Origin of the sequence: Psychromonas sp. SR45-3 (genome assembly GCF_014163575.1) — a bacterium.
Classification (GTDB): Bacteria; Pseudomonadota; Gammaproteobacteria; order Enterobacterales; family Psychromonadaceae; genus Psychromonas; species Psychromonas arctica.
The window spans coordinates 83,820-94,566 of record NZ_JACJDP010000013.1 but is presented as its reverse complement, the minus strand read 5'-3'; the positions used below and the strand labels follow the sequence as shown (position 1 = coordinate 94,566).

General features: G+C 36.8%; 7 protein-coding genes and 1 tRNA gene. 2 read left to right on the top strand and 6 right to left on the bottom strand.

Annotated features, from left to right (window positions below; genetic code table 11):
• Positions 1 to 125: 125 nt before the first annotated feature.
• The 4 genes from H5084_RS09460 to H5084_RS09445 form a co-directional block, all read right to left on the bottom strand.
• Positions 126 to 578, bottom strand: coding sequence for a hypothetical protein (locus H5084_RS09460; RefSeq protein WP_182690283.1), 453 nt, complete (start codon positions 576 to 578; stop codon positions 126 to 128).
• 9 nt (positions 579 to 587) lie between these two features.
• Positions 588 to 3,797 (bottom strand): RNA-directed DNA polymerase, encoded by a 3,210-nt coding sequence (locus H5084_RS09455; protein ID WP_182690282.1) that lies wholly within the window; start codon positions 3,795 to 3,797, stop codon positions 588 to 590.
• A gap of 413 nt (positions 3,798 to 4,210) precedes the next feature.
• Positions 4,211 to 4,298 (bottom strand) — tRNA-Ser (locus H5084_RS09450).
• Between the two features lie 117 nt (positions 4,299 to 4,415).
• Positions 4,416 to 5,366: a glucokinase gene (locus H5084_RS09445; protein ID WP_182690281.1), complete on the bottom strand. Its 951-nt coding sequence runs from the start codon at positions 5,364 to 5,366 to the stop codon at positions 4,416 to 4,418.
• A gap of 245 nt (positions 5,367 to 5,611) precedes the next feature.
• Between H5084_RS09445 and H5084_RS09440 the strand changes: the two genes are divergently transcribed.
• Both H5084_RS09440 and pyk read left to right on the top strand, forming a co-directional pair.
• Complete coding sequence (locus H5084_RS09440; protein WP_182690280.1) at positions 5,612 to 6,463, top strand: MurR/RpiR family transcriptional regulator; 852 nt, start codon at positions 5,612 to 5,614, stop codon at positions 6,461 to 6,463.
• A gap of 157 nt (positions 6,464 to 6,620) precedes the next feature.
• Positions 6,621 to 8,054, top strand: coding sequence for a pyruvate kinase (gene pyk, locus H5084_RS09435; protein ID WP_182690279.1), 1,434 nt, complete (start codon positions 6,621 to 6,623; stop codon positions 8,052 to 8,054).
• Positions 8,055 to 8,214: 160 nt separating this feature from the next.
• Here pyk and H5084_RS09430 read toward each other — a convergent pair whose 3' ends face one another.
• Positions 8,215 to 8,775, bottom strand: a complete 561-nt coding sequence (locus tag H5084_RS09430) for a glutathione S-transferase family protein (protein WP_028867099.1) — start codon at positions 8,773 to 8,775, stop codon at positions 8,215 to 8,217.
• A 753-nt stretch (positions 8,776 to 9,528) separates the two neighbouring features.
• Positions 9,529 to 10,548 (bottom strand): GGDEF domain-containing protein, encoded by a 1,020-nt coding sequence (locus H5084_RS09425; protein ID WP_182690278.1) that lies wholly within the window; start codon positions 10,546 to 10,548, stop codon positions 9,529 to 9,531.
• Positions 10,549 to 10,747 lie beyond the last annotated feature (199 nt).

The following is a 10,747-nucleotide window of genomic DNA, read 5'->3' as shown; positions in this document are numbered from 1 at the left end:
CATAGGTCAATATCACTATTCAGTCAAAAAGATATGGATGTCCTGATCTTTCCCTGTCCTGATCTTTCCCTGATCTTTCCTGATCTTTTTCTGATCTTTTTGCTGATCTTTTTTTCGTTTACCCATTACTCTTTTAGCTCTTGTATAATTTTCTTTAAACCTTCATGCCACTGATTGCTGCCTGCTGTTCTTGATTTTGCAAGGTGAACTTGATGCTTTTCGAGCTGTGATCGAATCGTTCCAATCCACTTTTCATCATTTGGTTTAGCTTCTAATACTTGTTCAAAAGCAAATAACATACTTGAGAAAAACCAAGTATATTTAGTGTATTCTGTGTCATTATCTCTTGTCGCAATGTAGTCTCCACTTGCAAGTTTAGGGTGAGCGATACATAGTGCTAAATACTGCTGATAAATCCCATGCGCTTGTGCTGAAGCCGAAGCATTTCGACCTACATGAACTTGCCAATAAGCAACCCCTAACACACCAATTGCTACCAATAAACTAATGATTGGAATCCAATTGTTCCAAGTCTCAATATTTAATAAAACTGAATAACCTGTTTCAAAACATGTCATATTTAATTTCTACCTCGGTGGTAATATTTTACGTGAATTGGTAACAACAAAGCCTTCTGGCACTGGCTTGAATAAATCAGAATCTAATGGCCATCTTTTAGCCCTACTTTGAAACTCTCTAAGGCTTTTAATATCAAGACTTACTGTTACAAAGAAATCATTTTCACCACCTTTTATTCGAGCCAAATCTCTACGGAAGCTTTGCTTTGCAGGAGCTCGAATACGGCTATCTCCATAATGGCGGTTATTTACAAAAATTGTGTATGCATGAATGTCTAATACAGCTGCTTCTATTAATGTGGCAAATGTATCCAAATCTTTATTCCAAGATAAAACCGCAAGAGCATCAACTTTTCCTTGAAAGGCAACTCGAGTTTTACTGTTCTGCAACTCTGAACAAACCATCACACCAAAATGAAAACCGTTGTGGTTATAAACAGGCTTTAACCATTTTGATTTTTTTGATGGTTGCCATGTCTTACCAAAGATCCTTGTAAGAGTTTCATCTTCTGATGGCGCGGGCTCTATCTTTTGTTGCCAAATTCTGGTCCAGTGTGGGTATCCCAAACGGTTATCTTTCAATACTAAGCAAGCCTCACTGGCAATCTTATTATTTTTAAAGTGCCGATATTCTGTACCTGCAATCAAATTTATCCCTACACCTATTAAACGGTTAGAAATACTATCAACCCACTCAAGAGGCAGTGATAACTCAGGTAAGAATAAGTATTCTGGTTTAGGTTTTGACGAAATAACATTATTAATCAATTCACAAATTTGTTTATAACGCTCTAAAGAGTGATCAGGTCTATTGCAAGCAGACTTTTCCCAACTCGTTTCTTTAGTAGCTAAACTAGCAACTGCAACTAGCACTTTTTTAGCATTGCCATTACCTATTTTGATATTTTTTGAAGGTTTAGATGGAGTGACTGGGGGATCCAACAAATTAGGTGAAACCCAGGCTCCCCTAAGCACTGAAATATATTTTGCTAGCATCTTTATTGAGCTAGAGTTTTTCTTTGCATTTTTACCTATGCATTCAGGTGCAAGCTCTACTATTTCTGAAGAGGTAAAAGGCCTGGTAGGAAAAATAAAAGGTATGATATTTTCATATTCAAGATTCCCGCCACGACGCAACCGCTTACTTTGTGTCTTAGCTAAAAACTTTATTAAATGAGTTGCGTTTAAAAACTTATCTTTGCTTAGCATTGATAATATTTCTTTTTGTTCTGAAATGAACTCTGTATTAGCTGTATTTTTTTCAAGAAAGCCATGCAAATTTTGAATTGATTTATATGGTGTTTTCGCTAAATCACTTTTTTGTAACTTAGGCGCAACTTCATAAAAGCCATTATCGATATATGAAGAGAACAAATCATCATTTTCAAAACTAAAACGCTTCGTTAAGGTTTTCATGAAAGTTTTAGCAAGTTTTTTAACCACATTGCTCGCGGCTTCATTTTTAAGATCTGTCGGGTAAGCCTTTGCTGCGCTATCGATAAATGAATGTGCTAAAGATTTATATAACTCATTCCATAGTTCATCATTAAAAACACACTTCTCCACGCCATTAATGTTACCGCTGTTTTGCGTATTTTTTAAGTGAGCAATAAGGCTATCTAAAGCATCAAATGTGGCAGTAACAATTTTATTTGCATCATCCCAATCCCTAAGAGAAATAGCTAGGCTAAGCAACCTAGGTAAATAAGTGTAATGATTTAGTATCTTTTCAGGGCATAATATATGATCATGAGCAAATTGGTAAAACTCTTTACGCTCTTTTAGCCAACCTGATGGAGGAATATCGCGAGCAACAGTCTCAACTTGCCTTAACTGAATTGACCAACTTAATCGATGAAGGCTCAACCCATCAGCTCTTCTTAAAGTATCCGCACTTTCACTCGATGACTCAGCAGCAATCAAAACTTTAGCGGCTGTTGTTTGTTCAAACTGATCGATTGAGGGCATAAGCCTATGTTCACTCGACAGCTTATACATTTCTTGTTCAATACTACCAACCAAATCTAAGCCAGCCTCTCCTTCTAAAATGAATAGTTTTTGTTTAGTTGATTGAAACTGTATTTTCGTGTTTTTTAGATAATATTTTGGTAAATCAATACTCCACAACTCGGGGATTTTATCATCTTGTTTTAAAACTGGTTTTTCACTTTGCCCAAATTTGAACTTTAAACGTTCAGATAGAAAGTTCATAAATGACTTGGTATCACAGATTTTACCTCCATCATGAAGTACCAAAAACATATCATCAACATATCGTCCATAATGAATAGGCGCAAGTTCCTCGCGGATTAACTTATCCCACTTACAAAGTAATACGTTAGAAATAACACGAGAAACAGTAAGCCCCATAACTAAGCCACCGGGAATAACTTTCGCTGAAGTTGTTAAACGCTTAGAAAAATTACTGGCCGCTTTTTCCCACTCTTTAAGCAGCCTAACCACCTTTTTTGTAAACTCTTGTTCTTTTTGTGAAAGGCTTCGTGTACCAATTAATCCAATTGCGGTTTGAAACTTGATATCTGTAATAAAATTTGAGTCTATTGTATGGTAGTAACTTTTTAAATCTAATGAAACGGCTATTACAGGGCGATGAAGCTCTAATTCGCTTCTGATTGCAGATAAACCGTCATTTCGCCATTGTTGATAAGGTTGATAATAAGGTTTAAAAGAACCAACGCCAGAAAGATTAAAAGGCTTTTCTTTATTAACACCTTCACCCTTTAGTCTTTTCAATCTCGCACCATAAACATCACTTTCACTTAAACATGAATCAAACTTATGACCCACCATATTGATCCAGAGCGCAGATAAAATGTGTGTTTTAACAGGGAAATTACCAACAATCCGAAACTCTGGCGTGATGATATTAAAATGACAAAAATGCTCAAATGCTCTTTTTTTATTCGAAAAGTGAGTATGCCCATTCTTCCATTTTTCTTTCGGTTTGCTTGACACTTTTTTAGGTACGACCCTAAACTGCCCGAAATAATGATTTAAGTTTTTTGGTCCATCATGCTCTTGCCACTCTTTTAACAAATGCTTTAGATTACCTAGTAAGTTTCCTTCAAACTCGGCAAAATCTATAGCTGAGGGATATCCGTCCTCCATAAAACAATCAGCCTTAGCCTTACGATACGCAACCATTAAATCCGTTAATGTTAGTTCCCCCCAGTCTTTAAACTCTGCTTTGTAACTCATAAAGAATCCTTTTAAATTAAAGTACCTATTCGACTATGGTCGTCGGTTAAGTAAATTTTAGTGGTTTACGCGTCGATTAAAGAATGTTGCTATATTGATAAATAATTTCGTCGTATATTGAACGTGATTTTATATGTATGAAAACTCTATTACAGGCAAAAAAAGTAATAAAGACAAAAACATACTATAAAATATTTAACTAAAAAGGTCATTCAACTTCTATTACCAATTGTATTAAATATGTGATCTGAATTTTAGGTTAAGAAAATAGCTTAGTTTGAGACTTAAGTTGATGTGAATAATTACTTCTTTAACGCAGTCTACAACAAGAGACAAGTTATTCGGACATAAAAAAACCCGCAAGCCTTTTAATAAGCGTTGCGGGTTTTCCCGTACCTTGACGGTACTTAATGTGGCGGAGAACAAGAGATTCGAACTCTCGAAGGGTTGCCCCTTACACACTTTCCAGGCGTGCGCCTTCAGCCACTCGGCCAATTCTCCGTAAATTTTAAAACTGCTCATTAATCATACTGGAAGTGCGTATGTATTATGTAAGCGGAGCGCATGATAGTTAACTCGGTGCTTTAAATCAACTATTAACGCTCTTTTTTCAGATATTTATGCTATTTCTTGACGTAAATAAACAGCGGCACCTAATAACCCAGGATTTTCATGAGTGATTAAATAAGTGGGTACTGTTTTCAAATACTTTGAAAAACGCCCTTTTGCTTCAAAAAATGTGCGGAATTCACTATTTTGGAAGAAATCAATAAAGCGAGGCACGATACCGCCCGCAATATAAACACCGCCCTTACAATCTAGATTAAGCGCAAGGTTACCAGCAAAGCCCCCCATTGCTTGGCAAAATAGTGTCAATGTTTGTACCGCTATTTCACATTCGTCAGCTAATGCTGATTTAGTAATTTCAGCTGGTTCAAAAAACTCAGGTTGCTTACCCGCAAGACGACATAATGCATGGTAAATATTCACTAAACCTTGGCCTGATAATAAGCGTTCATTAGAAACGTGACCAAACTGACCTTGTAAAAGCAGTAATACGTCTGCTTGTTGAGAAGTGTTCGGTGCAAAACTGGTATGACCGCCCTCTCCATCTAAACTCAGCCATTTATCATCTTGTTTAATTAAGTGTGAAACACCTAATCCGGTGCCAGGGCCAAAAATAGCTTTCACGGCATTAGTGACTTCTACGCCACCACCAATCTGAATTTTTTGTTTGTCTTCAACAAATGGGACAGCCAATGAAATAGCAGTGTAATCATTGATAACATAGAGTGTTTTTAACGCTAGCTTTTGTTGTAACTCGCTTTTTGAGAACTGCCAGTTCAAGTTGGTCATACTGACTAAATCATCTTCAACTGGGCAGGCAATGCCAACACAAAGGTGACTAACAGGATCTGATAAAGTAGCAAAATATTGCACTAATGCAGATTCTAAAGTGATAAATTGTGCACATGGATACTCTCTTACTTTAGACATTTCACCATTGGCGATGTCTAACACTGCTAAACGTATATTGGTGCCACCGACATCTGCAACAACTGATAACATGGTTCTGCTCCTACACTTTTTAAGTTTCTTTGATCAAGAGGCAGATCAGCCTCTCAGTTTTTTTTATTTTAGCCTTTTTTATTTGATCTAAAACATTGTTTTTATGTAATAAAATGACAAGAAAATCAGGCTACTTTATAATCCATTAAGAATTTAAACGATTTTCTTGTAGTTTTATTTCATTTCTAGTTACAAATGTTCTTACTAGACACTAATCGCCTCATTACTACTGAGTGAACAATATAATGAATACTTTAGAGTTAATTAAAAAAAATCTCGATACATTTAGTAAATCTGAACGCAAAGTAGCAGAAGCTATTTTGGCGTCTCCGCAAACAGCAATTCATTCTAGCATTGCTAATCTAGCAAAAATTGCAGAAGTCAGTGAGCCGACTGTTAATCGTTTTTGCCGTCGCTTAGACACTAAGGGTTTCCCTGATTTTAAACTACATTTAGCACAAAGTTTAGCGAATGGTACCCCATATGTGAACCGTAATGTGAATGAAGATGATGGACCTGAAGCTTATACTTCAAAAATCTTTGAGTCCACGATGGCATGTTTAAATGCTGCGAAGAACGGCTTAGATATTAATTTAATCAATCGTGCTGTGGATGTGCTGACACAAGCGAACAAAATATCTTTCTTTGGTTTAGGGGCTTCTTCATCGGTTGCACATGATGCCCTTAATAAGTTTTTCCGTTTTAATATTCCGGTATCGTGTTTTGATGATGTGGTGATGCAACGCATGAGCTGCATTAACTGCACTGAGGGCGATGTGATTGTTTTGATCTCTCATACTGGGCGCACTAAACCCTTGGTCGAAGTTGCTCAACTTGCACGTGAAAATGATGCCTTTGTGATTGCATTAACAGCTGCTAATTCGCCTTTAGCTGAGCAAAGTAATTTAGTGTTATCGCTTGGTGTGCCTGAGGATACCGATATTTATATGCCTATGTCATCACGTATTGCACAGCTGGTATTAATTGATGTATTGACCACTGGGTTTACCTTACGCCGTGGCGCTAAATTTAGAGATAATTTAAAACGTGTTAAAGCGGGTATTAAAGATTCTCGCTTTGAAAAAACAGAAGATTAGGCACTTGTTTATCTTGTAAACTATCACTCGCTTCGATGTGATTCGTTTGCAAGTTAACTTCCCTAACAATCACTATTAACCATGATAATATAAGTTGTAATCGAAAGTTCATTAACCTGCTTTATTCTTATCTTTTTTATTTTTAACAGGAGTTAACATGGCAAGACGTACCAAAATCGTAACCACTTTAGGCCCCGCCACGGATCGCGGTAATAATTTAGAGCAGATTATTGCAGCTGGCGCTAATATGGTTCGAATGAATTTCTCTCACGGAGAAGCGGCAGATCACGTAAAACGTGCCCAACAAGTCAGAGAGATCGCGGCTAGATTAGGTAAAGAAGTGGCTATTATGGGTGATTTACAAGGCCCTAAAATTCGCGTATCTACTTTTGAGAACAACAAAATACTATTGGCTGTTGGTGATAAATTTACGCTCGATAGTGATATTGAAAAAGGCCAAGGCAACCAGCAACAAGTTGGTCTTGATTACAAAACATTACCGCAGGAAGTTGATACCGGCGATGTATTGTTATTAGATGATGGCCGTGTTCAGCTAAAAGTTGAATCTGTTGAAGGTAATAAAGTACATACGGTTGTTACCATTGGTGGACCTTTATCTAACAATAAAGGTATTAACAAACAAGGTGGTGGTTTATCTGCCGCTGCGTTAACAGACAAAGATAAAAAAGATATTTTTACCGCTGCTGAAATTGGTTGTGATTACCTTGCAGTTTCATTTCCACGTAATGGTGCAGATCTACATTACGCACGTAAATTGGCGCATGAAGCTGGCTGTTTTGCAAAAATTGTCGCTAAAGTAGAACGTGCTGAAGCCGTTGAAACAAAAGAAGCCTTAGAAGATATTATTTTAGCGTCTGACGTTGTGATGGTTGCCCGTGGCGATTTAGGTGTTGAAATTGGTGACGCTCGTTTAGTTGGCATACAAAAAGATATGATCCGTACGGCGCGTCGTTTGAACCGAGTGGTGATCACCGCAACACAAATGATGGAATCGATGGTCAGTGCTCCGATGCCGACACGTGCAGAAGTAATGGATGTGGCCAATGCCGTGTTAGATGGCACTGATGCAGTCATGTTATCGGGCGAAACGGCAGCAGGAGATTATCCTGTTGAAACGGTTAAGGCAATGAGTGAAGTTTGTATTGGCGCTGAAAAACACCCAAGCATTAATGTTTCAAATCACCGTATTAACTATACCTTTGATGATCCAGGTGAAGCATTAGCGATGACCACTATGTATGCAGCAAACCATACTAATGGTGTGAAAGCGATTGTTGCTTTAACAGCTTCTGGTTCTACTCCACTATTAATGTCTCGTTTAAGCTCAGGTTTGCCAATTTATGCATTATCAAGCAATCAACAAACATTAAATTACTGTGCTTTATACCGTGGTGTAACACCGGTTAAATTTGACTCTACTACCACAAACAGTATTGAGTTCATTGCTAATGCGCTAGAAACGCTTAAGTCATCGGGATTAATTAAAATCGGTGATCTTATTCTATTAACGCACGGCGATAATGTTAAACAAGGTTTCACCAATACTTGTAAGATTATTAAAGTAGAATAACGTTTAACTTATTCAAGTAAATAAAAAGCCGCTTATTGTTAACATTTTTTGTAAGCAATAAGCGGCTTTTTTGTTAGGCGTCATCTTGTTGAAGGTCGTATAACGTAATTGAGTATCAGCAGTTCACGACTCTCAATAACGTTGGATAAACCCAACATAATTATCCCTTCGGTGCAGTTTCAACAAATATGGGATCAGTATTAGCCAAGGTTAATAGTTGTTGTAAATGAGGGTAATCGTTCAACGATAAAAGTTCACGATAAGTGGCCCAATCAACAAAAGCGGCCAGCCTAACTTCTGCATGGGTTAACGGTAATGCTTGGCTAAACTTTTTGTTATTAATCGCAACTAACCCAGATTCGATACGCTGTTGTTGACGCGTTAAATAGATACTTTTTTCTGGTGTAATACCATCAAACTTAGCGAGCATAAATAAGTTTACGTAGGCGTCAAGCAAGGTATTTGCCATATGGTATAGCTCAACTTCCTCTACGTCGTTTAAGAACTCTTCTCCTGCTACCTCATAAATATGCGTTAAAATTGACGTTGAATCAGTTAACTGTAACTCACAATCTATCAATAAAGGCACTTTCTTAGTCGGGGATAATTCTGCACTTTGTGTTGCATCAATTTCAATAAATTTAAAATCTAACTCGGTTTGTAAAAATGCAATACGACAATGGCGGACAAAAGGTGAAGTGTAACTACCGTATAATTCCATGGGGATCCCTAAAGTATAAATAAACTAAAATAAGTGCAGTGATTAACGCTGCCATGTTCTTAAATCAACCGTGTTTCAACATTAAACATGCTTTATTGCTTGCTCATTGTTAATAAAGTAACACCTTGAAAAACTTACTTTATGGGCAGAATAGGGATTAGTCAACTAACAGTGAATGTTTATAATTGTGGGTTAAAGTAATTAGTTGGAATTATGGGTTAGGAATATGGGTAAAGATTATGGGTTGGAATTATAGGTTGGAATTATAGGTTAATGTAATCGGTTAAAATAATGGGTTGGAATTATAGGTTGGAATTATAGGTTAATGTAATCGGTTAAAATAATGGGTTGGGATAAGTATTCATTTAATATATTGCTAAAATCAGTACCAAAAGGAGTACGTTGTATTTTTAAGCACGGATATTTTTGCTTCAATGCTCACCATCTAGTGAAAGTGGCGATTAACAAACAAAGATGATCTCTTTTTAGCTCGTTGCGATCTTTACGCTCTTCATGTCACAACATCAATTCTTACACCCTCTATAAAGTTTGCATTATCGTATCGCGTACCTAATACAATGAAGAGTGCTGTAAGAATATGTATGAGGGAAAAGGAGCTAAAATTCAAACTCTTTATGCCTTTGATGATAACCACCAACAAAAGCAAAGAAATAGGTACAAGATTAGCGAGCTAAATAGCTAAATAGCTAAATAGCTAAATAGGCTCGTTAACAGAATAGCAAGCAGTGAAAGTTAAATAGGTAGCACCCTATTGCGACCTAATCGTTTAGCTTTATACAAATAGTCATCCGCACGTGCAATTAATTCGGTGATGCTCTCACCCGATTTACTTTCAACAACACCAAATGAAGCGGTGATATTATTGATCATTTGTCCTGAACGTTTATCTTTTAAGGTTAACTTTTCAAATTGTTTTCGTGTGGTTTCGGCAAAATGTCGTGCGATTCGTACATTTGTTTTGGGCAACAGCATCACAAACTCTTCACCACCAAATCGATAAGCCGTACTGCCATTGCGCATGCCATCATTTATTTTTCGACCTACCGCTTTTAAAACTTGGTCCCCTAATAAATGTCCCCAAGTATCATTGAATTTTTTAAAATGGTCGATATCACAAAGAATAAGGCATAAACCTTTGGTATCGGCTTTTAAATAAGCAGATAACTCCGTATCAAAAGCATTACGGTTGAATAATCCCGTTAAAGAATCATACATAGCGGCATGACGAGTTTGAACTAGTTGCTCTTTTAATGAATCTATTTCACTTTTTGCTACGGATAAACTATTACCAAAAAATCGCGTTGCATTACGCATTTGTTTAGCATCTTTTTCTAGATTTTTTAATAATCCAATCACTTCATCAATTGACCAGCCTTCTTCTTCCACTTTGCTGATATTGGCAACGGTCTTTTCAAAGGATTCTTGAAATTGGTTGGTATCAGAGTGAGTATCGATAATTGATTTATCAAGTTGGATCATCATTTTTTCAATAGAGGTGCGTAGCTGTAACGTCGCATTTTCTTCTTCTGAACGAATATGCTCACGATATAGTGATTCAGCTTGGATAGGAGGGCAATTTTCATTGTTTGCTAATAGATTATCCATTGACTCTTTTAAGGCAAGATTTTTTTCTGCCGCATAATGATACCAAAGCGCGTAATTACTCGGTGTAGTCGGTACTGAGTATTTCATCATCAGTGGCAACGCTTTTTTTAAATTCTTTGCAGATTCAATCATTAATTCTTTGGTCATTAGGGCGATTTCTTATCAGGTCATTGATTATAGTGGGTTAAAGTATAGATGGAATTAAGGAAAATAAATTATTTGGCATCAATAAGAGAACGTATCAGATCACATTTTTAATCATAACTCGCCTTAATTATCGGCGGAAAAATGGTTTTATAGGTATTAAGCGATAATACACCATCAACTTTGTCCATTGCCGTTCAAA

Excerpts from the sequence above, each read along its gene's own strand:
- H5084_RS09460 (WP_182690283.1), bottom strand. The coding sequence starts at position 578 with ATGACATGTTTTGAAACAGGTTATTCAGTTTTATTAAATATTGAGACT.
- H5084_RS09455 (WP_182690282.1), bottom strand. The coding sequence starts at position 3,797 with ATGAGTTACAAAGCAGAGTTTAAAGACTGGGGGGAACTAACATTAACG.
- H5084_RS09445 (WP_182690281.1), bottom strand. The coding sequence starts at position 5,366 with ATGTTATCAGTTGTTGCAGATGTCGGTGGCACCAATATACGTTTAGCA.
- H5084_RS09440 (WP_182690280.1), top strand. The coding sequence starts at position 5,612 with ATGAATACTTTAGAGTTAATTAAAAAAAATCTCGATACATTTAGTAAA.
- pyk (WP_182690279.1), top strand. The coding sequence starts at position 6,621 with ATGGCAAGACGTACCAAAATCGTAACCACTTTAGGCCCCGCCACGGAT.
- H5084_RS09430 (WP_028867099.1), bottom strand. The coding sequence starts at position 8,775 with ATGGAATTATACGGTAGTTACACTTCACCTTTTGTCCGCCATTGTCGT.
- H5084_RS09425 (WP_182690278.1), bottom strand. The coding sequence starts at position 10,548 with ATGACCAAAGAATTAATGATTGAATCTGCAAAGAATTTAAAAAAAGCG.